General features: G+C 68.8%; 18 protein-coding genes and 1 pseudogene. 8 read left to right on the top strand and 11 right to left on the bottom strand.

From position 1 onward, the window contains the following. The 5 genes from C8P69_RS14745 to C8P69_RS14730 form a co-directional block, all read right to left on the bottom strand. Complete coding sequence (locus C8P69_RS14745) at positions 1-492, bottom strand: DUF3828 domain-containing protein (protein ID WP_108178194.1); 492 nt, start codon at positions 490-492, stop codon at positions 1-3. After that, positions 489-1421 (bottom strand): glycine--tRNA ligase subunit alpha, encoded by a 933-nt coding sequence (locus C8P69_RS14740; RefSeq protein WP_108178193.1) that lies wholly within the window; start codon positions 1419-1421, stop codon positions 489-491. The genes C8P69_RS14745 and C8P69_RS14740 overlap by 4 nt, the downstream gene beginning before the upstream one ends. A 68-nt stretch (positions 1422-1489) precedes the next feature. Next, positions 1490-1651 (bottom strand): hypothetical protein, encoded by a 162-nt coding sequence (locus C8P69_RS23910; RefSeq protein WP_170118253.1) that lies wholly within the window; start codon positions 1649-1651, stop codon positions 1490-1492. Positions 1652-1732: 81 nt separating this feature from the next. Then, complete coding sequence (locus C8P69_RS14735) at positions 1733-2485, bottom strand: hypothetical protein (protein WP_108178192.1); 753 nt, start codon at positions 2483-2485, stop codon at positions 1733-1735. Positions 2486-2615: 130 nt separating this feature from the next. Then, complete coding sequence (locus tag C8P69_RS14730) at positions 2616-3344, bottom strand: B3/B4 domain-containing protein (protein ID WP_108178191.1); 729 nt, start codon at positions 3342-3344, stop codon at positions 2616-2618. A 133-nt stretch (positions 3345-3477) separates the two neighbouring features. Here C8P69_RS14730 and C8P69_RS14725 point away from each other — a divergent pair, with 133 nt between their 5' ends. Then, a complete protein-coding gene (locus C8P69_RS14725) occupies positions 3478-3894 on the top strand; it encodes a hypothetical protein (RefSeq protein WP_108178190.1) in 417 nt (138 codons plus the stop codon). Positions 3895-4078: 184 nt separating this feature from the next. On the opposite strand, the gene C8P69_RS14715 is transcribed toward C8P69_RS14725, so the two are convergent. Continuing rightward, positions 4079-5755 (bottom strand): electron transfer flavoprotein-ubiquinone oxidoreductase, encoded by a 1677-nt coding sequence (locus C8P69_RS14715; protein ID WP_245902059.1) that lies wholly within the window; start codon positions 5753-5755, stop codon positions 4079-4081. A 277-nt stretch (positions 5756-6032) separates the two neighbouring features. On the opposite strand from C8P69_RS14715, the gene C8P69_RS14710 reads away from it, so the two are divergent. Together C8P69_RS14710 and C8P69_RS14705 are read left to right on the top strand one after the other, a co-directional pair. Further along, on the top strand, positions 6033-6665 hold the full coding sequence (locus tag C8P69_RS14710) for a transglutaminase-like cysteine peptidase (protein WP_108178188.1): 633 nt from the start codon (positions 6033-6035) through the stop codon (positions 6663-6665). Positions 6666-6765: 100 nt separating this feature from the next. Then, complete coding sequence (locus tag C8P69_RS14705) at positions 6766-7593, top strand: uracil-DNA glycosylase (protein ID WP_108178187.1); 828 nt, start codon at positions 6766-6768, stop codon at positions 7591-7593. A gap of 217 nt (positions 7594-7810) precedes the next feature. On the opposite strand, the gene C8P69_RS14700 is transcribed toward C8P69_RS14705, so the two are convergent. The 3 genes from C8P69_RS14700 to C8P69_RS14690 form a co-directional block, all read right to left on the bottom strand. Next, positions 7811-8437 carry a ribonuclease HII gene (locus C8P69_RS14700; protein WP_108178186.1) on the bottom strand — a complete coding sequence of 209 codons (627 nt, stop codon included), beginning with the start codon at positions 8435-8437 and terminating at the stop codon, positions 7811-7813. A gap of 158 nt (positions 8438-8595) precedes the next feature. Beyond that, entirely contained in the window at positions 8596-9039 is a 444-nt protein-coding gene (locus C8P69_RS14695; RefSeq protein WP_108178185.1) for a VOC family protein, read from the bottom strand. A gap of 36 nt (positions 9040-9075) precedes the next feature. Next, positions 9076-10287 carry a PA0069 family radical SAM protein gene (locus C8P69_RS14690; protein WP_425440762.1) on the bottom strand — a complete coding sequence of 404 codons (1212 nt, stop codon included), beginning with the start codon at positions 10285-10287 and terminating at the stop codon, positions 9076-9078. A 141-nt stretch (positions 10288-10428) separates the two neighbouring features. Between C8P69_RS14690 and C8P69_RS14685 the strand changes: the two genes are divergently transcribed. The 4 genes and pseudogenes from C8P69_RS14685 to C8P69_RS14670 all read left to right on the top strand — a co-directional run bounded on the left by C8P69_RS14685 (position 10429) and on the right by C8P69_RS14670 (position 17777). Beyond that, positions 10429-11475 (top strand): ArsR/SmtB family transcription factor, encoded by a 1047-nt coding sequence (locus C8P69_RS14685; protein WP_420541444.1) that lies wholly within the window; start codon positions 10429-10431, stop codon positions 11473-11475. Further along, positions 11475-12389 carry a methylenetetrahydrofolate reductase [NAD(P)H] gene (gene metF / locus C8P69_RS14680; RefSeq protein ID WP_211353832.1) on the top strand — a complete coding sequence of 305 codons (915 nt, stop codon included), beginning with the start codon at positions 11475-11477 and terminating at the stop codon, positions 12387-12389. Before C8P69_RS14685 ends, metF begins: the two co-directional genes overlap by 1 nt. 31 nt (positions 12390-12420) lie before the next feature. Then, positions 12421-16237: pseudogene (gene metH / locus C8P69_RS14675) on the top strand (methionine synthase). Positions 16238-16241: 4 nt separating this feature from the next. Continuing rightward, positions 16242-17777, top strand: a complete 1536-nt coding sequence (locus C8P69_RS14670) for a glycosyltransferase family protein (RefSeq protein ID WP_170118252.1) — start codon at positions 16242-16244, stop codon at positions 17775-17777. A gap of 6 nt (positions 17778-17783) precedes the next feature. On the opposite strand, the gene C8P69_RS14665 is transcribed toward C8P69_RS14670, so the two are convergent. Beyond that, on the bottom strand, positions 17784-19775 hold the full coding sequence (locus C8P69_RS14665) for a potassium transporter Kup (protein ID WP_108178181.1): 1992 nt from the start codon (positions 19773-19775) through the stop codon (positions 17784-17786). A 236-nt stretch (positions 19776-20011) separates the two neighbouring features. Next, on the bottom strand, positions 20012-20935 hold the full coding sequence (locus tag C8P69_RS14660; RefSeq protein WP_146167346.1) for a DUF2865 domain-containing protein: 924 nt from the start codon (positions 20933-20935) through the stop codon (positions 20012-20014). 530 nt (positions 20936-21465) lie between these two features. On the opposite strand from C8P69_RS14660, the gene C8P69_RS14655 reads away from it, so the two are divergent. After that, on the top strand, positions 21466-22080 hold the full coding sequence (locus tag C8P69_RS14655) for a TetR/AcrR family transcriptional regulator (protein ID WP_108178179.1): 615 nt from the start codon (positions 21466-21468) through the stop codon (positions 22078-22080). Positions 22081-22112 lie beyond the last annotated feature (32 nt).

Below are 22112 nucleotides of genomic sequence, written 5' to 3'. Positions count from 1 at the left end.
TCACTCACGCATCTGCAACAGCTGCGACAGGACCCAGGCCGGCTCGTCCGAGCCTGCCACGTCGTCGATCAGCCAGCGGCCGTTCTCGAGGGCGAGATCGAAAGTGATGGTGCGAACCTCGGTCTCGCTGGCGAAGACCTTCACGGCCACCGCCACCTTGGCGCGCCGCTCGTCGCGGCTCACGAGCCGGTAGACGTTGCGGGTGTGGTAGTCGTCATCGCTGTCCTGGCAGCCGCAGGCAAAGCCGAAGTCGAGGCCGGGCAGCACGTCGCCGGTCCGGCACGAGCGGGCCTGCTGCTCGGTGTAGAGCCGGCGCAGACGCGGGGTTAGGAACGGATTGACCGAGGCGCGGCCGGGCTTGGCGTAGAAGGCGCGCAGCGCCGCCACAGGGTCGGCTGGCGCCGGCGCCGGGCGCTGGGGCTGCTGCGCAAGGGCAGGCGATCCGGCGACCAGGACACTCGCGAGGAGAATGCGGCGGGTGATGGCGGTCATGCCGTGGCTCCACCGGCTTCGGTCTTCAGCCAGGCCGTGCCGCAGGCCTTGGCCAGTTCACGGACGCGCAGGATGTAGCTCTGCCGCTCGGTCACCGAAATCACGCCGCGGGCATCCAAGAGGTTGAAGGCGTGGCCGGCCTTCAGGCACTGGTCATAGGCGGGCTGCACCATCAGGTGACGCTCGCCGCTTTCGCCCTTGGCCAGCAGCGAGCGGCACTCGGCCTCGGCCTCGGCGAAGCGGCGGAACAGGGCGCTCGTGTCGGCGTGCTCGAAATTGTAGCGGGAATATTCCTGCTCGGCCTGCAGGAAGACCTCGCGGTAGGTGACCTTCTCGGCGCCGTCGCGGCCGTTGAAGTTCAGCTCCATGATGCTCTCGACGTTCTGCAGGTAGCAGGCGAGGCGCTCGAGGCCGTAGGTCAGTTCGCCGGAGACCGGCGCGCATTCAATGCCGGCCACCTGCTGGAAGTACGTGAACTGCGAGACCTCCATGCCATCGCACCAGCATTCCCAGCCGAGGCCCCAGGCGCCGAGCGTCGGGTTCTCCCAGTCGTCCTCGACGAAGCGGATGTCGTGCAGCTTCGGATCCAGCCCGATCGCCTCCAGGGAGCCGAGATAGAGCTCCTGCAGGTTCGGCGGGTTCGGCTTCAGGATGACCTGGAACTGGTAGTAGTGCTGGAGGCGGTTCGGGTTCTCGCCGTACCGGCCGTCCTTCGGGCGCCGCGAGGGCTGCACATAGGCCGCGTTCCATGGCTTCGGTCCGAGCGAGCGAAGCATGGTGCCGGGATGGGAGGTGCCGGCGCCGACCTCCATGTCGTAGGGCTGCAGGATGACGCAGCCCTTGTCGGCCCAGAAGGTCTGGAGCGCCAGGATCAGGCCCTGAAACGAGCGATCGGGCCGCATGTGCGGCGGAAGGTCTGGTCGGGACATCGCGATGCGGCCTGTCGGGACGGTGAGCGTCGTCCCTTAAAGACCGGTAGCGAGGGGGTCAACCGCCGTCAGAACGGGCGATATTCGCCGGTCACGGGATCGCGCCGCAGGCGACGGACGGGCTTGTCGACCCGCACCGGCTTCGGCTGAAGCTGGAGCGAACGGCGGACCATCACATAGGTCGCGATCACGATGCCCGCGACCGCGGCCGCCATCAGGACTGGAGGCATGATTCTCTCCGCTCGCCTTCAATGCTGCGTCGCAGGATGACACGCCCGCATTGGGGCGAAAACGCGGCGCTTTGTCCAGCCTCACCGGCAGGTGATCACCTTGGTGGGCAGCCCCTCGAACAGGCCGCGGGCCTGCGGCGAGGCGTCGAGGCCGAAATCCTCCACCGACAGGGCGCCCTTTTCGGCCAGCGGCACCACGGCGCGGCGGATGATGCTGGCCTCGGCCCGGCGCCAGAAAGCGGCGTCGGCGGGGGCGGCGGTGTTGACCGGGGTGCGCGGCGCCATGAAGCCGCCGACAAAGAGATTGATGTTGGCGGCCGCGAGGTGGCGCAGGTGGCGGTCGCAGGGCGTGTAGGCGAGCGTCCGGAGCTCGTTCGCCACGACGGCAGCGTGATCGTAGACGGCATTGCCGCCGCGGCGCGGGCCGATGGGCGGCGGCAGCAGGCGCGGACCGTCGATCTCGACATAGCCCTCGGGACGGCGCAGCACGACCGGGCCGACCGGCGCATAGACCTGGGCCATGGCAGCGGGGCTGACGAGGGTCATGCCGGTCGCGGCGGTCGAGACCTCGCGCACGCCCGGGACCACCGCCATGATGCGCGGGCCAGGTTCGGCCGGGGTGGTGGCCACCGGCGGCGGGGCGCTGCGCCACGGCGTGGCGATGGCCGGCAGGGCGGGGAGGGCGGTCGAGCCTCCCATCACGCTGACAGCCGCGACCCCCACGGCAAGGCTCACGCCGGCCAGCAGAAGGAGGGACGGACCGCTCGCGGGCGCCGCCTCTTCGGCGGGACGACCGCGGGTCTTCCGGAAGTTCATGGCCACGTTGTCGGGCATGGTTCCTCGCCGCGGAAACGGAAACTGCGGCCATCCTGCCTGACCATCCGTGAGGGGCGATTTAATGCGGGAGGTTTCTTTGACGAAAAACCCGATGTGACGGGTAACGAAGGGTCAACGAGGCCCGGTTTCAGTCGAAGGTGACGGTCGGCCGGTCCTGATCCGCAATGGCTGTCGTGACCCTGCCCCCGCAGAAGCGCGTGATGAGGTCGGCCGCGTCGGCCGCCGCTGCCTCGACATGGCCCCAGCCATTGGTCTGGACCGTGACGATGGCCCGCTGCGTCGACGGCGTAATGATGGAGCGGGCGTCCTGCCGCCAGTTCCAGCGACGGCAGAGAACATGGCCGGCGCCGGCATAGACCACCTCGCCGTCCTTCGGTGGATCGTTCGGGTCCTCGCCGGCCTCGGTCGCCATGTCGATGAACGTGTCGTCGGGCCGGGCGAAGCGGAAGGCGAAGGGCCCCTCGGCCTTGTCGAGATCGTCGGCGCCGACGCAGGCAACGGCTGCCAGCGAGGCGGCGTTGTAGGCGTCGACGAAGGGATTGATGGCGGGCAGGGGCCGCTCGGCGAGGGCGTTCTTCATCAGCCGCTCGACCGAGCAGCGATAGCTCGTCTTCTTGATGCCGAAGCCCTTGTAGGCGGCCCTCCAGGCGGCGATGCCGGGAATGGCCGAGAGGTCCGTGCCGGCATAGGACATGCGGGCCTCGGCCTCGCGTTCGGCAATGAGGGCATCGAGGGCGGGCGGCCGGCTGGCGGGAATGGCGAGCCCCTCGCAGACCAGCACGGCCACGCGAAAGTCCGGGAACCTTTCGGTCAGTTCGGCGATGGTGAGCGTGACGGGTGTCTGCTTCAGCGACATGGCGGCCCTCCCGGCTTTCGCCTAGCGCTCCGGCCGGCGGGGGGCAAGTCGCCGCCACGCGCCGGGCGCGCTAGGCTGGCGTCACGGATTCGCCGCAAGACCGTCGATAGGATCGGCGACGACAGGATAGGCCATGACCAAGCGCGCGCCCCTCACCCTCCTCGCCCTCGCGGTGCTTGCCGGCGGCGTCCTGCCAGCGGCGGCGCAGGCCCAGGGCCAGGGCGGCCAGCAGGGCCAGCGCCTGCGCGGCGCCGATTTCGCCGGCTTCTGGGCGGCGCAGCCCGGCGGGCGGGCCGGCGTCGAGATCCGCGTCACCGGTTCGACCATCGTGGCACGCGAGCTGTTCCAGACGCAGGCGGCGGGCCGCTGTGGCACGGAGGGACGCGGCCGCCTCACCGGCTTCACCTCGCGGCTGACCTTCCGCGGCCGCTGTGCCGATGGCAGCCAGACGTCGGAGACGTCCTGCGCGGTGACGCTGGAGAGCCGCGACCGGATTTCGTCGCGCTGCGGCAATGGCCACACAATGACGCTGCACCGGGTGAGGGGCTGAAGTTCCGTCGATCGGACGTCATGCGCTGACCGATCCGTCATGCCCGGGCTTGGCCCGGGCATCCACGAATTCTCGTCATGCGGTGGTCAAGTCGTGGATGCCCGCCACAAGGGCGGGCATGACGCCGAAGGGTGGACGCAGACAGCCTCGGTCGGTTCAGGAGGTGGCGGACAGGCGCCGCGCCTCACATCCCCGGATAGTTCGGGCCGCCGCCGCCCTCGGGCGTCACCCAGTTGATGTTCTGGGCGGGGTCCTTGATGTCGCAGGTTTTGCAGTGGACGCAGTTCTGCGCGTTGATCACGAATTTCGGGTCGGTCTTGGCCTCGGCATCGGCATAGACCACCTCGTAGACGCCCGCCGGGCAATAGAGCCGCGCCGGCTCGCCATACATCGGCAGGTTGTCGCGGATCGGCACCGCCGGGTCCTTCAGCGTGAGATGGACCGGCTGGTCCTCCTCGTGATTGGTGTTCGACAGGAACACGCTCGACAGCTTGTCGAAGGAGATCACCCCGTCCGGGCGCGGATAGACGATCGGCTTCACCTCGGCGATGGGCTTCAGCGTCGCGTAGTCGGCCTTGCCGTGCTTCAGCGTGCCGAAGGGCGAGGCGCCGAAGATCGAGTTGATCCACATGTCGACGCCGCCGAGGATGACGCCGCCGATCGTGCCGAACTTCGACCAGAGCGGCTTGACGTTGCGCACCGGCCAGAGGTCCTTGCCTATGGCGCTGGAGCGCCAGCTCTCCTCGTAGGCCGAGAGCTCGTCATGCGAGCGGCCCTCGGCCAGCGCCTTGGCGAGGTGCTCGGCCGCCAGCATCCCGGAATGGACGGCGTTGTGCGAGCCCTTGATGCGGGGAACGTTGACGAAGCCCGCCGCGCAGCCGAGCAGCGCGCCGCCGGGGAAGGCGAGCTTCGGCACGGACTGCCAGCCACCCTCGGTGATGGCGCGGGCGCCGTAGGAGATGCGCTTGCCGCCCTCCAGAGTCGGGCGGACCATGGGGTGCTGCTTGAAGCGCTGGAACTCGTCGAAGGGCGAGAGCGTCGGGTTCTCGTAGTTCAGGTGGACGACGAAGCCGACGTAAACGAGGTTGTCCTCGGCGTGGTAGAGGAACGAGCCGCCGCCGGTCTTCATGTCCAGCGGCCAGCCAAAGGAATGCTGGACGAGGCCCGGCTTGTGGTTCTCCGGCTTGACCTGCCAGACCTCCTTGAGGCCGATGCCGTACTTGCCGGGCTCGCGGCCCTCGTCGAGCTTGAAGCGCTTGATGAGCTGCTTGGTCAGGTGGCCGCGGGCGCCCTCGGCGAAGAGGGTGTAGCGGCCGCGCAGCTCCATGCCGCGGGTGAAGCGGTCGGTGATCTCGCCGTCGCGGGCAATGCCCATGTCGCCGGTGGCGACGCCGATGACCGCGCCCTTGTCGTCGAACAGCACCTCGGCGGCGGCGAAGCCCGGATAGATCTCGACGCCGAGCGCCTCGGCGCGGGCGCCGAGCCACTTCGCGACATTGCCCAGCGAGCCGATGAAGTTGCCGTGGTTGTTCATCAGCTTCGGCATGCCGAAATTCGGCAGGCGCATGCCGCCAGCGGGGCCGAGGAAGTAGAAGCGGTCGTCGGTGACCTCCTGCTTCAGCGGGCGGTCCGGGTCCTCGCGCCAGTCAGGGAGGAGCGCATCGAGGCCCGAGGGGTCGATGACGGCGCCGGAGAGGATGTGGGCGCCGACCTCGGAGCCCTTTTCCACAACCACGACGGACAGATTTTCGTCGATTTGTTTAAGGCGGATGGCAGCGGCAAGGCCGGCCGGGCCGGCACCGACGATCACGACGTCATAGTCCATGCCCTCGCGCTCGGGCAGGTCCATCGCTTCGGCCATCGAACATCCTCGTGACTGCGGAAAGCGCAGGGCTTTCCTTGGTGTTTTGCAGGTTTCTAAAGCACGGCTTCCCGCCGAAGACAACGCGTCGAGCGGCCGAGGGGTGCCGTCCGCCAGGCCCTTTCCGCACGTCCGGCCGCCCGTCGCGGCAGGCGTTAACCCTTCGGTAAGGTCCGTTAACGATGTCTTAACAACCCCTCTTGTGCCGCAAAGATTAACAGGAGATTAATGACCCCGGGTCGCAGGGCAGTCATCGTTGGTTCAGGGGTTTTCACCCATGGTTCGCTTTGCGTCCTGGTTTTTCATCGCTGCCTTCGGCATGGCCGGCATTGCCGTCGAGGCTGCCGCTCAGCAGCCGCAACAGCCGCGCCGCGTCGCCTCGCTTGCCGCTGGCGCCGCCACCTCGGCGCCCATCGGCTGGGTGCAGTTCTGCAACGAGAATCCGGTCGATTGCGCCCAGCGCTCGCCGGCCGCCCGCAGCGTCACGCTGACCTCCGCCGCCTTCGCCCAGCTCGCCCGGATCAATGTCCAGGTGAACCGCGAGATCCAGCAGGTCACCGACCTCGAGCTCTTCGGTGTCGAGGAGTACTGGACCTATCCGGTGGACGGGAAGGGCGACTGCGAGGACCTGGTGCTGGAGAAGAAGCGCCGCCTCATCGCCCTCGGCGTGCCGCGCGAGGCCATGCTCATCACCGTGGTGCGCGACCTCAACGGCGACGGCCATGCCATCCTGACGGTCGTCACCGATCGCGGCGACTACGTCCTCGACAACTTCACCAACGAGGTGAAGCTCTGGCACGAGACCGGCTACCGCTTCATCAAGCGCCAATCGCAGACCGACCCGAACCAGTGGGTTTCGCTGAATGGCGGCGCCGCCGGCCCGCAGCTGGTCGCCAATCCGCGCCGCTGAGTTTCTTCAGCCCAGCATCATCTCCCCGGCGGTCGCAGCGGGTGGAGAGGCAAGGCCGGAGCGGGTCGCAGCGCTCCGGCCTTTCGCCTATGATGGCCCCATGACCCTGTCGCTTACCCCTGATGAGATCGAGGCGCTGCTCGTCTTCTACCGCGACGCGGGCATCGACGTGGCGCTTGTCGAGGAGGCGGTGGACCGGTTCGCCGAGGCCGATGCCGAGCTGTCCCGCCGCCGCGAGGCGGCTGCCGCCCGCGCGGCGGAGATGGCGGCGCCGGCGGTTGCCCGGCCGCGTCCGGTGAGCGCCGAGGGCGCGCCGCCCTCGCCCGATTCGGCGGTGGCTGCCGCGCGCGATGCCGCACGGGCCGCGATGAGCCTCGATGCGCTGAAGGCCATCGTCGAGGCCTTCGACGGCTGCGCCCTCAAGACCACCGCCTCGAAGACCGTCTTCGAGGACGGCGCGCGCGATGCCCGCATCATGTTCGTCGGCGAGGCGCCCGGCCGCGAGGAGGACCTCGAGGGCAAGCCCTTCGTCGGGCGCTCGGGCCAGTTGCTCGACCGGATGCTGGCCTCCGTCGGCCTCGACCGCGCGACCAACGCCTATATCGCCAACATCATTCCCTGGCGGCCGCCCGGCAACCGCACGCCGACGCCGCAGGAGATCGCCATCTGCGAGCCCTTCATCCGCCGGCAGATCACGCTCAAGGCGCCGGACCTTTTGGTCTGCGTCGGCGCGCCCTCGACGGAGACGCTGCTCGGCCTCAAGGGCATCATGAAGGCGCGCGGGCGGCTCATGCCCTTCACGCTGGAGGATGGGCGGGAGATCCAGGCCATCGCCACGCTCCACCCGGCCTATTTGCTGCGCAGCCCGATAGCCAAGCGTCAGGCCTGGCGGGACATGCTGACCATCCGCAAGGCGCTGGGGATGTGAGGGGAAGGGGCGCCCATCGCGTCGTGGCGAGGGTTGTCCTTAACCCCCCGATCGATAGCCGCCCCTCCGTCATGCCCGGCCTTGTGCCGGGTATCCACGACTTGACCACCGCCCCATGAGAATTCGTGGATGCCCGGGCCGAGCCCGGGCATGACGCCGAGAGGTTTGCGCAAGAGCGACGGCCGTCCGCTGCCCATCGATGGGGCCCCGTTGCTCCTCACTCCTCCCTGATCGCCTTCAGCGAGCCGAAGGTCATCCGGTGGTGCGGGGAGGGGCCGTGGGCCTTCAGGGCCTCGCGGTGGACCTTGGTGCCGTAGCCCTTGTGCTGGTCGAAGCGCCATTGCGGACAGGCGCCATGGACCTGCCGCATCAGCCGGTCGCGATGGACCTTGGCGAGGATCGAGGCGGCGGCAATGGAGAGCACCAGCGCGTCGCCGTCGACGATGGCCTCGCCCGACACGCCGAGCGGCAGGGGCGGCACGTCACGGCCATCGACCAGTACATGGCGCGCCGGCATCGACAGCGCCGTCACCGCCCGGCTCATGGCGTGGAGGGTCGCCTTGCGGATGTCGGTCGCATCGATCCGGGCGGGACCGGAGGAGGCGATGGCGCAGGCCAGCGCCGAGCGCGTTACCGCCTCGTAGAGCGCCTCGCGGGCCGGCTCGTCCAGCACCTTGGAATCGGCAAGGCCCTCGGGGATCGCCTGTGGATCGAGGATCACCGCCGCCGCGACCACCGGGCCGGCCAGCGGGCCGCGGCCCGCCTCGTCAACGCCGGCAACCGGCGCGAAGCCCTGGGCGAGAGCACGGGCCTCAAGGGTGAAGGTCGGAATCAGGACGGCCATGCCCCTGTCTCGCCGATGACCTGCGAGCCGGCAAGCGCCGCTGCGGTTCCGATTCAACCGGCGGGGTGAAAGATGAGTCCAGTCAGGGGCTTGGCGGCGGGCGTGAAGAGCGAGAATCCGGCTGTTGATGCGGCGATTCAAGCCGCTCACGTGGCGATTCAAGCGGCCGGCGGGTCGGGCGGCAGCTCCAGCGAGCCGTCGGGTCGCAGGGGGATGAAGGGGTTCCAGGCGATCTCGATCGGGTGGCCGTCGGGGTCGGCGACATAGCTGGAATAGCCGCCCCAGAAGGCGTCATGCGGGGCCTTGAGTGTGCTCGCGCCAGCGGCGAGTGCCGCGGCGAAAGCCGCGTCCACCGCCTCCTTGGAGGCGAGGCAGCGCGCCAGCGTGACACCGCCGAAGGGCGCGCGGGGCTCGGCGGGAAGGCCCGCATCCTCGGCCAGCGCCCCATGCCCGTAGAGCGCCAGCACCGTGCCGCCCGCGGCGAAGAAGCTGATGCTTGGGCGGCTCAGTGCGACTGAGCGCCGGAAGCCGATGGCCTCGTAGAAGGCCGTCGACCGCGCGACGTCGGCGACCCCCAGCGTGACGATGGCGATGGCGGCCATGACGGCTCCTTGCAGTGACGGGGACGGCCCCGATGGTCAGAACAGGCTGAGCTGCTCGGCAGCCGCCGGCCCCTTGCGCGGCGGCGGCGTGAAGTGGCGCGTCTCCAGCCGCAGCGAGCGGCGGTTGAAGCCGAGGCGCTCGCGGGCAATCTCGAAACGCCGGCCGATCATCCAGGCGAACGGGCCGGTACCCTTCTGCCGGAGGTGGAAGGTCGCGTCATAGTCCTTTCCGCCACGGGTGTCCTGGATCAGCGACAGGACATGCCGGGCGGCATCGGGCCGGTTGGCGACGAGCCACTCGCGGAACAGGTCGCGGATCTCGTGGGGCAGGCGCAGCAGCACATAGCCGGCCTCGCGGGCGCCCATGTGCCAGGCGGCATCGAGAATGCGCTCGATCTCCGCGTCATTGACCACGGGAATGATGGGCGCGACCAGCACCGCCGCCGGGATCCCGGCTTCCGACAGCATCCGGATCGCTTCCAGCCGCTTGGGCGGGGTGGAGGCGCGGGGCTCCAGCGAGCGGGCGAGCTTCGGGTCCAGCGTCGTGACGGAGATCGCCACCTTGGCAAGGCCCTTCTCCGCCATGCGCGCGAGGATATCGATGTCGCGGGTGACGAGGTGGTTCTTGGTGACGATGCCGACCGGGTGGTTCGCCGCCTCCAGCACTTCAAGGATGCGGCGCGTCAGTTTCCACTGCCGCTCGATGGGCTGGTAGGGGTCGGTGTTGGTGCCGATGGCGATGGTGCGCGGCTGGTAGCCCGGCGCCGCCAACTCCTTCTCGAGCAGCTCCGGCGCATTGGGCTTGGCGAAGAGCCGCGTCTCGAAATCGAGGCCGGGGGAGAGGCCCATATAGGCGTGGCTTGGGCGGGCGAAGCAGTAGGTGCAGCCGTGCTCGCAGCCGCGATAGGGATTGATGGAGCGGTCGAAGTTGAGGTCGGGCGACACGTTGCGGGTGATGATCCGCTTCGCCTTCTCCTCGGTCACCGATGTCGCGAAGGCCGGCAGTTCCTCCAGGCTGTTCCAGCCGTCGTCCACGGCCTCGCGGCTCTCGCGCTCGAAGCGGCCGGAGGGGTTGGTCAAAGTGCCGCGGCCGCGGCGGCGGTCCTGGGCAATGCCGGTGCCGCCGGCGACATCGAGCGAGCGGGCGGTGCGCAGCCCGAAGATGCGCGCCGCGGCGGCCTCCATTCCGGTGCCGTTCATCAGCTCGGGTTCAGGATCGGGACGCGTCGAGGGGGCAGGGCGCGGCATGGCCGGAGGCTAGCAGCGGGCGGTCCGAGTCTCAAGAACAAAGGCGGAACAAAACGCCGGTTGGATGGGGATTGGGCGCCGGAGGCTCTTGCGCTCTCCAGCAATCGGGCATAAAGATATCTTTATATGTGAGTGGTTGATGTGACGATCCCTGCCGCCAAGACAGCCCGCGCGATCCAGCCCGGCTACGGTTTCGACGACGCCGTCGCGGTTCTCCGCGCCGTTGGCGAACCGACGCGCCTGCGCCTCGTCGCGCTGCTGGTCGAGGCCGAGCTGACCGTCACCGACATGGTCGACATTCTCGGCCAGTCGCAGCCGCGCATCTCGCGCCATTTGAAGCTGCTGCTGGAAGCCGGCCTCGTTGAGCGGGTGAAGGAGGGCTCCTGGGCCTTCTTCCGCGCCGCGGGGGAGGGGCCGGGCGCCCGCACGGTCGATGCGCTCGCCGCCCTGGTCGATCCCACCGATGCGATCCTTGCCAGCGACCGCGATCGCCTCGCGGCGGTGCGGGCCAAGCGGTCGTCGGAGGCGCAGGCCTTCTTCAGCCGCCATGCCGCGGACTGGGACCGGCTGCGCGCCCTGCATGTCCCGGAAGAGCGGGTGGAGCGCGCCGTGCGCGAGGCCCTCGCCGGCGGCGCCCTGCGTTCGCTTCTGGACCTCGGCACCGGCACCGGCCGGATGCTGGAGCTCTTCGCGCCCGAGATCGAGCGCGGCCTCGGCATCGATGCCAGCCCCGAAATGCTGACGCTGGCCCGCGCCGCGCTGGACCGCGCTGGCATCCGCCATTGTTCGGTGCGCACCGGCGACATCTACTCGCTCGCCCTGCCGCGCGATGCCTATGATGCGGTGATCATCCACCAGGTCCTGCACTTCCTCGACGACGGCGCCCGCGCCATCCGCGAGGCGGCGCGGGTGCTGCGCCCCGGCGGGCGTCTGGTGGTGGTCGATTTTGCTCCCCACGAGCAGGAATTCCTGCGCGAGGCCCATGCCCATCGCCGCCTCGGCTTCGCCCGCGACGTGGTCGAGGGCTGGATGGCGGCTGCCGGCCTCACGCCCACCCGCTTCCAGAACCTCGTCGCCGACGAGGCCGGCAGCGGCAAGCTCACCGTTTCCGTCTGGGTCGGCCGCGACCCCCGCATTCTCACCGACGCCCCGGTCCCCCCGGCGGCCAAAGCCATCGAGGTCGTCTGATGTCCTCCGCCTACAAGCCGAGCCGCTATGTCTCGCGCTCCCGTCTGAAGGTCTCCTTCGAGTTCTTCCCGCCGAAGACCGAGGAGATGGAGCAGACGCTGTGGGAATCGATCGAGCGTCTGGCCCCGCTCGAGCCCTCTTTCGTCTCGGTGACCTATGGCGCCGGCGGCTCGACCCGTGAGCGCACACATGCGACCGTCTCGCGCATCGTCAAGGACACCAGCCTGAAGCCGGCGGCGCACCTGACCTGCGTCGCCGCGACCAAGGCGCAGGTGGACGAGGTCATCCGCGACTACTGGGCCGCGGGCGTCCGCCACATCGTGGCGCTGCGCGGCGATCCCGTGGGCGGCGTCGGCACGGCCTATGAGAGCCATCCCGGCGGCTACGAGGGCTCGCCCGAGCTCATTGCCGGCATCCGCGCCATCGGCGATTTCGAGGTGTCGGTCTCCGCCTATCCGGAGAAGCATCCGGAGAGCCCGTCGCTCGACACCGACATCGACATGCTGAAGCGCAAGGTCGATGCGGGCGCGACGCGCGCCATTACCCAGTTCTTCTTCGACAACGACGTGTACCTGCGCTACCTCGACCGCGTCCGCGCCGCCGGGATCACCATTCCGATAGTGCCGGGCATCGTGCCGGTGCAGAACTTCAAGCAGACGGCGGGCTTTGCCGCCCGCACCGGCGCCAGCGTGCCGGACTGGCTCGCCAAGCGCTTCGAGGGCCTGGAGAACGATCCGGCGACCCGCAAGCTCATTGCCGCGGCAGTGGCGGCCGAGCAGGCGCTCGATCTCGTCGATCGCGGCGTGACCGAGTTCCACTTCTACACGATGAACCGGGCGGACCTCGTCTATGCGGTCTGCCACCTCCTCGGCCTCCGGCCGAACGAGGCCGCCCCTGCCGCCGTTGCGGCGTGAGGCACAACGAGAATTCTCTGGAGCTCGCCCGATGACCCAGTTCCCGCATCACCACGCCGATGGCGCCGAGATCCTGGCGGCCCTGACCAAGGCCGCCAAGGAGCGCATCCTGGTGCTCGACGGCGCCATGGGCACGATGATCCAGCGCTACAAGTTCTCGGAGGCCGATTTCCGCGGCGACCGGTTCAAGCACTGGAACCACGACCTCAAGGGCAACAACGACCTCCTGATCCTCACCCGTCCCGACGTGGTGGAGGCGATCCACCTCGAATACTTCGAGGCCGGGTCCGACATGGTCGAGACCAACACCTTCTCCTCCACCTCCATCGCCCAGGCCGATTACGGCATGGAGTCGCTCGCCTATGAGCTGAACTACGAGGGCGCGCGTCTCGCCAAGAACGCTGCCAGGCGCGCCGAGGCGAAGGACGGCCGCCGCCGTTTCGTCGCCGGCGCCTTCGGGCCGACGAACCGCACGGCCTCGATCTCGCCGGACGTCAACAATCCCGGCTTCCGGGCCATCACCTTCGACCAGCTGCGCGAGGCCTATGCCGAGGAGGCCCGCGGCCTCATCGACGGCGGCTCCGACATCATGCTGGTGGAGACGATCTTCGACACGCTCAACGCCAAGGCGGCGTTGGTGGCGATCGAGGAGGTCTTCGAGGAGCGCAAGGTGCGCCTGCCGGTGATGATTTCCGGCACGATCACCGACCTCTCGGGACGCACGCTCTCGGGCCAGACGCCGGAGGCCTTCTGGTATTCGCTGCGCCATGCCAAGCCCTTCTCCATCGGGCTCAACTGCGCGCTGGGCGCCAAGGAAATGCGCGCCCATATCGCCGCAATCTCCAAGGTGGCGGACACGCTGGTCTGCGCCTATCCCAATGCCGGCTTGCCCAACGAGTTCGGCCTCTATGACGAGAGCCCGGAGGCCATGGCGGCCATGGTCGGCGAGTTCGCCACCGCCGGCCTCGTCAATGTCGTCGGCGGCTGCTGCGGCTCGACGCCGGACCATATCGCGGCGATCGCCAAGGCGGTTGCGGGCGTGAAGCCGCGGCCGATCCCGACGCTCGAGACCAAGCTGCGCCTGTCCGGCCTCGAAGCCTTCGAGTTCGCGGCGTGATGCGCTGCGCTCCCCTTTCTCCTGCCCTGAGTGCCCGATGACCACCCCCGTCGCGTCCTTCATCAACATCGGCGAGCGAACCAACGTCACCGGCTCGGCGAAGTTCAGGAAGCTGATCACCAACGGCGACTACTCGGCCGCGCTCGACGTCGCGCGCGAGCAGGTCGAGAACGGCGCCCAGGTCCTTGACGTCAACATGGACGAGGGCCTGCTCGACTCCGAGAAGGCCATGGTGACCTTCCTCAACCTCATGGCCGCCGAGCCCGACATCGCCCGCGTGCCGGTGATGGTCGACAGCTCCAAGTGGGAGGTGATCGAGGCCGGCCTGAAATGCGTGCAGGGCAAGGCCATCGTCAACTCGATCTCCATGAAGGAGGGCGAGGAGAAGTTCATCGAGCAGGCGCGGAAGGTCCGCCGCTACGGCGCCGCCGTCGTCGTCATGGCCTTCGACGAGGTCGGCCAGGCCGACACGTTCCAGCGCAAGATCGAGATCTGCGAGCGCGCCTATCGCATCCTCGTCGACCAGGTCGGCTTTCCGCCCGAGGACATCATCTTCGATCCCAACGTCTTCGCTGTCGCGACGGGCATCGAGGAGCACAACAATTACGGCGTCGATTTCATCGAGGCGACCAAGTGGATCCGGCAGAACCTGCCGCACGCCCATGTCTCCGGCGGCGTCTCGAACCTGTCCTTCGCCTTCCGCGGCAACGAGCCGGTGCGCGCGGCCATGCACTCCGTGTTCCTCTACCACGCCATCCGCGTCGGCATGGACATGGGCATCGTCAATGCCGGCGCCCTGCCGGTCTATGACCAGATCGACCCGGAGCTGCGCGAACTCTGCGAGGACGTGATCCTCAACCGCCGCCCCGACTCCACCGAGCGGATGGTGGATGCGGCCGCCCGCTTCAAGGGCGACGGCTCGGCGCAGCAGGATTCCAAGAAGGACATGTCCTGGCGCGAGAAGCCGGTCGGCGAGCGCCTGACCCATTCGCTCGTCCACGGCATCACCGAGTTCATCGAGCAGGACACCGAGGAGGCCCGCCAGCAGGCGGCCCGCCCGCTCCATGTCATCGAAGGCCCGCTGATGGACGGCATGAACCATGTCGGCGACCTGTTCGGCGCCGGCAAGATGTTCCTGCCGCAGGTGGTGAAGTCGGCCCGCGTGATGAAGCAGGCTGTGGCCTATCTCCAGCCCTTCCTGGAGCAGGAAAAGCGCGACATGGGCCTGGTGGACAAGCCGGCCGCCGGCAAGATCCTCATGGCGACCGTCAAGGGCGACGTCCACGACATCGGCAAGAACATCGTCGGCGTCGTGCTCCAGTGCAACAATTACGAGGTCATCGACCTCGGGGTCATGGTGCCGGCCCAGCGCATCCTCGATGAGGCGCGCAAGCACGAGGTCGACATGATCGGCCTGTCGGGCCTCATCACCCCCTCGCTCGACGAGATGGTGCATGTCGCCTCCGAGATGGAGCGCGAGGGCTTCGACATTCCCCTGCTCATCGGCGGCGCCACGACCTCGCGCGTCCACACGGCGGTGAAGATCCATCCGAACTACACGCGCGGCCAGACGGTCTATGTGCTCGATGCCTCGCGCGCGGTGGGCGTCGCCTCGGCGCTGCTGTCGGAGGACCAGAAGGGCGGCTACATCGCCGATATCCGCACCGAATATGCCAAGATCGCCGAGGCGCATCTGCGCGGCGAACAGAACAAGCAGCGCCTGCCGCTGTCCGAGGCCCGCGCCAATGCGCTGAAGCTCGATTTCGACGCCTACAACCCGCCGAAGCCGAGCTTCACCGGCACCCGCGTCTTCGAGGATTTTGACCTCGCCGATCTCGTCTCCTGCATCGACTGGACGCCCTTTTTCCAGACCTGGGAGCTGAAGGGGCGCTATCCCGCCATCCTCGACGACGACACCTATGGCGAGGCGGCGCGCAACCTGTTCAAGGACGCGCAGGTCATGCTGCAGCGGATCGTTGGCGAGAAGTGGCTGACCGCAAAGGCCGTGGTCGGTTTCTGGCCCGCCAACCGCGTCGGCGACGACATGGTGCTCTACACTGACGAGACCCGCCGCAAGGAACTCGCGCGCCTGCACGGCCTGCGCCAGCAGATCGCCCGCCGCGAGGGCCGCGAGCGCGCGCATATCGCCATCTCCGACTATGTCGCGCCGGTGGGCAAGGCCGACTGGGTCGGCGGCTTCGTCGTCACGGCCGGCATCGGCGAGGAGGCGCTGTCGAAGCGCTTCGAGGAGCAGAAGGACGATTACTCCTCCATCCTCGCCAAGGCGCTGGCCGACCGCCTGGCCGAGGCTTTCGCCGAGCGGATGCACCAGCTCGTGCGCCGGGAACTGTGGGGCTATGCCCCCGACGAGACGCTGTCGAACGAGGAGCTGATCCTCGAACAGTATCGCGGCATCCGTCCGGCGCCCGGCTATCCGGCCCAGCCCGACCATACCGAGAAGGACACGCTGTTCCGCCTGCTCGATGCCGAGGCGGCCATCGGCGTGCGCCTCACCGAGAGCCGCGCCATGTGGCCGGGCTCCTCGGTCTCGGGCCTCTACTTCTCCCATCCCGACAGCGCCTATTTCGGCGTCGGCCGGGTCGAGCGCGATCAGGTCGAGGACTATGCCGCCCGCAAGGGCTGGACGGTGGAGGAGGCCGAGCGCTGGCTCGCGCCGGTGCTGAACTACGATCCGGCCCTGCTGCGCAACCTCAGCCAGGCCGCGGAGTGAGGCGGTGACGGCCGGTTCCACCCCCCGGCCGTTGCTCGTCTCAGCGGCGGCGGGGGTCTTCCTCGTCGCCTTTCTGGTGCGCTTGCTCGCCGCCATCCTGGCGCCCGGGATCCACCACGAGGACGAGATCTTCCAGTCGCTGGAACAGGCGCATCGCCTCGTCTTCGGCTATGGCTTCGTGCCTTGGGAGTTCGAGCACGGCATCCGTTCCTGGCTGCTTCCGGGCGCTCTGGCCGCGGCCATGCGCGTCGGTCTGCTGTTCGGTGATGGGCCGCAGGCCTATCTGCCGGTGGTCCAGGCCCTGCTGTCGGCGATCGGCGCCGGCGCGGTCGCCTGCATCTTCCTGTGGGCGCAGCGCCTTTTCGGCCTCTGGCCGGCGCTCGTTGCGGCCGTCATCCCCGCCTTTGCGCCCGAGCTCGTCTATTTCGGCCCGCGGGCCCTGACCGAGGTCGTCGCCGGCCATCTCCTCGTCATCGGCCTCTATCTCGCCCTGCCGGGAGAGGCCGCGACAGGCCGCGGACGCCTTGTCCTTGCCGGCTTCCTCCTCGGCCTCGTCGTGGCCATCCGCCTGCAGATGGCGCCGGCCGTGGGCGTGGTCGGGCTGTACGCCCTCTGGCGCTGGCCGTTGAGGCAGGCCCTGTGGCTCGCCGCCGGCGGTCTCGCTGCGGTCGTCCTTTCGGGCCTGACCGACTGGTGGACCTGGGGCGCGCCGTTCCTCTCCGCTTGGCAGAACGTCCGCTACAATATCGGCCACGGCGTCGCCGCCCATTTCGGCGTCGAGCCATGGTTCCAGTATCCGGCGCTGCTGGTGGTGGTCTTCGGCTCCGCGCTGGCCCTGCTGCTGCCGCTCGCCGTCGCGGGGGCCCGGTTCAAGCCGCTGCTCGCCGTGCTCATGCTCGCGATCTTCGCGGCGCACCAGCCGATCGGCCACAAGGAGATCCGCTTCCTCTACCCGCTCATGGTGCTTCTGGAGGCGCTGGCCGCCATCGGCCTCGCCTGGGCTGTCGCCAGGCTCCAGGAGCACCTGCCGCGCCTCGACCTGCCGTGGCGCCCTTTCCGGGCCTGGCTGCCCGCCGCAGCGGCTCTGGGGTGCCTCACGCTCTTCGTCGTCGGGCGCCTTGCCACCTTCGTGATCATTCCCGATCAGGGCCTTGCCTGGCTCAAGCAGCGCAGCATCATCGAAGCGGCGCGCCATATCGCGCGACTGCCGGGTGTCTGCGGCATCGGGAGCTATGGCATCGCCTGGGTCCAGAGCGGCGGCTATGTGAACATGCACCAGCCGGTGCCGTTCCACGAGACGACGACCATTGCGGCCTTTCGCGAGGCGGAGCCCGCCTTCAACACGATCCTGTTTCCGCGGAGCCAGCGGGAGGCGCTTGGCATCACCGGCGGAAGGTGCTTCGGACAGCGATGCGTGGCGCAGCGCCCGGGGCCTTGCGCGGAACGGCCGATCGCGCCGCTCAGCGAAGCGCCGCCGCTGCCAGGGCTTGAGCCGCTGAAGCGGCTCTGGCCGCCGGCGGGTTTCCCGCCGCGGCCTTGAACTGCCTCAGATCGTCACCTGCGTGCCGACCTCGACCACGCGCCCGGTCGGCAGGTGGAAATAGTCCGAGGCCGAATTGGCGTTCACCGCCATGCCGATGAAGATGTAGTCCTGCCAGAGCGGCATGCCGAGCTTGCCCGAGGCCTTCAGGTGCCGGCGCGACAGGAAGAACGAGGTCGACATCATGTCGAACTTGAGCCCCAGCTTCTTGCAGGCGATCAGCGCCTTCGGAACGTGGGGCGTCTCCATGTAGCCGAAGCGCACGGTCAGGCGGGAGAAGCGGTCGTTGATCTTCTCGAAGCTGACGCGGTCGCTGTCGGGGACGCGCGGCGTGTCAACGCTCTTCACGGCGAGGAAGACGTTGTGCTCGTGCAGCACCTTGTTGTGCTTGAGGTTGTGCAGGAGCGAAGCCGGCGCATAGGCCTGGTCCGAGGTGAGGAACACCGCGGTGCCGGCGACCTGGTGCGGCGGGCGCTTGTCGAAGCTCTTCAGGAGGTCGACCAGCGGCACCTCGATGCGGCGCGTCTTCTCCGCGAGGATGTCGGTGCCCTTCCGCCAGGTGAGCATCAGGAACATGATGACGAAGGCGATGACCAGCGGCACCCAGCCGCCCTCGAGCAGCTTCATCATGTTGGCGCTGAGGAAGACGAAGTCGATGGTGATCAGCGGCACCATCAGCAGCGCGACGAGGAGAGCGTTCCACTTCCACAGCCGGCGGATGACGACGGTCGTCAGGATGGCCGTGATGAACATGGTCGCGGTGACCGCCAGGCCATAGGCGTGGGCGAGGTTCGAGGAGCTCTTGAACAGCAGCACGAGGGTCAGCACGCCGGCCAGCAGCGCCCAGTTCACGGCCGGCATGTAGATCTGGCCGGAATGTTCCTCGGAGGTATGGCGGATGGCCATGCGCGGCAGGAGGCCAAGCTGGATGGCCTGACGCGTCAGCGAGAAGGCGCCGGTGATGACGGCCTGGCTGGCGATGATCGTGGCGAGTGTCGCCAGAACCACCATGGGCAGCAGGGCCCAGGACGGGGCCAAGAGGTAGAAGGGATTGGTCATGGTCGACGGGTCGGCCAGGACCATGGCGCCCTGTCCCAGATAGTTCAGGGTCAGGGCGGGGAAGATCAGCACGAACCAGGCCCACTGGATCGACTTGCGGCCGAAATGGCCGAGGTCGGCATAGAGCGCTTCGCCGCCGGTGACGGCGAGGAACACCGCGCCGAGGGCGAGCAGGCCGATCGTGCCGTTATTGGCGAGAAACACCACGCCGTAATAGGGGTTGAAGGCCAGGAAGACGCCGAAATCATCGGCAATGTGGATAAGGCCGATCAGCGCCATGGCGATGAACCAGACGATGCAGATCGGGCCGAAGAAGCGGGCGACGCTGGCCGTGCCGCGGCTCTGGACGGCGAAGAGGGCGATGATGATCACCACCGTCAGCGGCAGGATGTAGGGCTCGAAGACGGGGGTGACGAGCTTGAGTCCCTCGAGGGCCGACAGCACCGAGATCGCAGGGGTGATCGCGGCGTCGCCGTAGAAGAGCGCGCCGCCGGCCATGCCGAGCAGGGCGATGGCGAGGTTCGGCTTGCCGATGACGCGCTGGGCGAGGGCCACCAGGGTGAGGATACCGCCCTCGCCCTTGTCGTCGGCGCGCAGCAGCAGCAGCACGTACTTGATGGTGATGATGAGGATCAGCGACCAGAGAATCAGCGACAGCACGCCGAGCACGATCTCGCGGCTCGGGGCTCCGCCCGCAGGGCCGACGGCAGCCGTGACGGCCTCGCGGAAGGCGTAGAGCGGGCTGGTGCCGATGTCCCCGTAGACAACGCCTATCGAGCCGATCAGCAGGCCCCAGAAGCTGGCCTGGGTATGGGCGGGGCCACCATTATGGCCGTTGGCATCGACGGCATGCGTCGCCTCGCCGGAGGCCGGCGCTTTCGCGACTGCTTCACCGCCCTGTTCGACCGGTGCCGAACCGGTCGTCCTGTCGTGTGCCATTGGAGTGGAACCTTGTGGGACCGGTCGTGTCACCGGCCTTGCGTCGAGGGTGGAACCGAACCACGGGTTCGGCAAGTCTCGGCCCCGCGGCGAACGGGACTTGTCTCCGGCTTTCGCATCAGCGGCGGATTGTGGCGGTGCCCCCTGGCCATGCCACGCCCCGGCGGTCAGGGCGCAGGCTTCTACCGCAGCGGCGGGTCCCAATCAATGGGCGGCATCGCCGCGGCATGGCGGCGTCAGGGCAGCGCTGCACTGCGGCTCTGGCTGATGTCGATGACCCGGACCGGTGAGGCGCTGGCCGCCGTCACCGGGATGGAGATGGGGGAGGGCGGCGACACCGTGCCGGCATCGGCGGACCGGGCGGGCAGGCGGCCTGAACCGCTGGCGGCAAGGCCCGCCTCGATCTCGTCGACACGGCGGCGCAGGTCGGCGGGTAGGCGGCCATAGGCGCGGGCCGCCACGAAGTCCTGGGCGCGGTAGGGGAAGCGGGAGCCGCCGCGGAAGACGCGCGCCCCGTCATCGGTCACGACCACGTCGCCGGGGCGCAGCGTCGGGTCATGGGTGACGGGCAGGCGGGCAAGGCCGCTGGTCGCCATGCTCTGGCAGGAACAGGTCCGGTCGATGCTCTGGCGGAAGCGGAAGGCCGTGCGGAGCGCCGTGTAGGGCTGGCCGCGGGCGTTCGTGGCGTCCTCGATGGTGCCCTGGCGGGCGACCGAGTACAGCACCGTCTCGGCGCCCGGGCACATCGCATTGCAGCTGGCCTGCTGGGCGTCGCGGGCGGAGCCTGCGGTTGCCGGCCCCATGGGGAAGAAGAAGCCGTCGCAGGTGCGCACGCAGTAGGCGCGCGGACCGCCGACATTCTCGCCGCTGTCGCTGCGGGCCTGTTCGGCATTGTCGCGCGGCCGCTGGTCCCGCTCGTCGCGCGGGCGGACGGTGATCTCCGGCGCTTCGCGGCGGCGGCCGCCGCCGAACAGGCCGAAGAGGTTGAAGCCGCCGCCGGAGGGCGCGGCAGCGACGGGGCGCCGGCCATTCTCGCCACGGGCGATGCGGTAGAACTCGTCGCTGTCCTGGGCGGCAGCGGTGCCGGCGCCGGCGAGGAGCCCGCCGAGGGCCAGGATCAGGAGGGCCTGGGCGGCCCGTGCGGAAACGGAGGCGATCATCGGCCGATCCTCCCTTGGATCGCCGATGGACCTACCGCAACACCATTGCACGCCGATGTCGCCGGGCGACCCGCGCGCCGAAACATCCGGCATGGTGAACGACATGATCTGCGGTCAAAGGGGCGGGCCCCGCGTTGCGGGCCGCCCATGCGCTGCGATGAGGGAGCCGGGACCGGCTCCAGGCATGTCCGGGTCAGAACGCTCCCAGGACGATGGCGCCGACGAAGGCGAATGCGGCGCACGCGGCAACGATGTTGACGTGACGCACGTAACCCACGGCTGACCTCCCTTTCAGGAACCGGGATCGAAAGCGTAGGACCGGACCCCGGCGCCAGCCAAGCGGAATCGTCGTTTCCACAGGCCCCGATGACCGAATGCCGCGCCACGCCGCCGCTCCCATCTGACAGGATTGATGAATCTGCGCTGGTCAACGCCAGGCGACGGGTGAGGGTTCCTGACCTTTTGCCGGCGGCCCCGGGGGCACGCGCGCCTTGACGCCGGGACGCGAAGATGTCACGGATCTTCACATCATGGCATCCGAACCCGACAAGACCCTCGCCGAGCGGCGTGGCTACCATCACGGCAACCTGCGCGAGGTGCTGCTCGAGGCGGCGCGGCGGCTCATTGCCGAGCGGGGGCCTGCGGGCTTCACCCTGTCGGACGCCGCCAAGCTTGCCGGCGTTTCACCAGCCGCGCCCTACCGCCATTTCAAGGACCGCCAGGCCTTGCTGCGCGAGGTGGCGATGCAGGGCTTCGCCGAACTCGGCCGGCGGCTCGGTGCGGCCTCGGCGGCCGGCGGCAAGGATGGCTTTCTGGCGATGGGGCGGGCCTATCTCGCCTTCGCCCGCGAGGAGCCGGCCTATTACGCCGCCATGTTCAACACCGGCCATCCCGGCACGACGCCGAGCGGTGACGATCCGGGTTTCGCGGCGCTGGAACGGGCGGTCGGCCAGTATCTGGGCATCACGGATCGGGCGAAGGTCAGGTCGGCGGCGCTGCTGGTCTTCGCCCTGACCCATGGGCTCGCCTCGCTGGCGACGCCGGATTCGATCGCCACGCCCGGCGGGCTCACCGATCCCGAGGACCTGCTCGACCGGGGTGTCGAGGCGCTCCTGCGGGGACTTTCGATGCCTTCGGGCCGCTAAGGCGACAGCCGCTCGCTGGACTGTTCCCGGAT

The sequence above is a fragment of the Phreatobacter oligotrophus genome (assembly GCF_003046185.1).
Classification (GTDB): Bacteria; Pseudomonadota; Alphaproteobacteria; order Rhizobiales; family Phreatobacteraceae; genus Phreatobacter; species Phreatobacter oligotrophus.
Note: the sequence above shows the minus strand (reverse complement) of the source record. Positions and strands in the feature narration are given on the sequence as shown.

Excerpts from the sequence above, each read along its gene's own strand:
- C8P69_RS14710 (WP_108178188.1), top strand. The coding sequence starts at position 6,033 with ATGGTTCGCTTTGCGTCCTGGTTTTTCATCGCTGCCTTCGGCATGGCC.
- metF (WP_211353832.1), top strand. The coding sequence starts at position 11,475 with ATGTCCTCCGCCTACAAGCCGAGCCGCTATGTCTCGCGCTCCCGTCTG.
- C8P69_RS14695 (WP_108178185.1), bottom strand. The coding sequence starts at position 9,039 with ATGGCCGCCATCGCCATCGTCACGCTGGGGGTCGCCGACGTCGCGCGG.
- C8P69_RS14735 (WP_108178192.1), bottom strand. The coding sequence starts at position 2,485 with ATGCCCGACAACGTGGCCATGAACTTCCGGAAGACCCGCGGTCGTCCC.
- C8P69_RS23910 (WP_170118253.1), bottom strand. The coding sequence starts at position 1,651 with ATGCCTCCAGTCCTGATGGCGGCCGCGGTCGCGGGCATCGTGATCGCG.
- C8P69_RS14655 (WP_108178179.1), top strand. The coding sequence starts at position 21,466 with ATGGCATCCGAACCCGACAAGACCCTCGCCGAGCGGCGTGGCTACCAT.
- C8P69_RS14700 (WP_108178186.1), bottom strand. The coding sequence starts at position 8,437 with ATGGCCGTCCTGATTCCGACCTTCACCCTTGAGGCCCGTGCTCTCGCC.
- C8P69_RS14665 (WP_108178181.1), bottom strand. The coding sequence starts at position 19,775 with ATGGCACACGACAGGACGACCGGTTCGGCACCGGTCGAACAGGGCGGT.
- C8P69_RS14660 (WP_146167346.1), bottom strand. The coding sequence starts at position 20,935 with ATGATCGCCTCCGTTTCCGCACGGGCCGCCCAGGCCCTCCTGATCCTG.
- C8P69_RS14725 (WP_108178190.1), top strand. The coding sequence starts at position 3,478 with ATGACCAAGCGCGCGCCCCTCACCCTCCTCGCCCTCGCGGTGCTTGCC.
- C8P69_RS14745 (WP_108178194.1), bottom strand. The coding sequence starts at position 492 with ATGACCGCCATCACCCGCCGCATTCTCCTCGCGAGTGTCCTGGTCGCC.
- C8P69_RS14730 (WP_108178191.1), bottom strand. The coding sequence starts at position 3,344 with ATGTCGCTGAAGCAGACACCCGTCACGCTCACCATCGCCGAACTGACC.
- C8P69_RS14740 (WP_108178193.1), bottom strand. The coding sequence starts at position 1,421 with ATGTCCCGACCAGACCTTCCGCCGCACATGCGGCCCGATCGCTCGTTT.
- C8P69_RS14705 (WP_108178187.1), top strand. The coding sequence starts at position 6,766 with ATGACCCTGTCGCTTACCCCTGATGAGATCGAGGCGCTGCTCGTCTTC.
- C8P69_RS14690 (WP_425440762.1), bottom strand. The coding sequence starts at position 10,287 with ATGCCGCGCCCTGCCCCCTCGACGCGTCCCGATCCTGAACCCGAGCTG.
- C8P69_RS14715 (WP_245902059.1), bottom strand. The coding sequence starts at position 5,755 with ATGGCCGAAGCGATGGACCTGCCCGAGCGCGAGGGCATGGACTATGAC.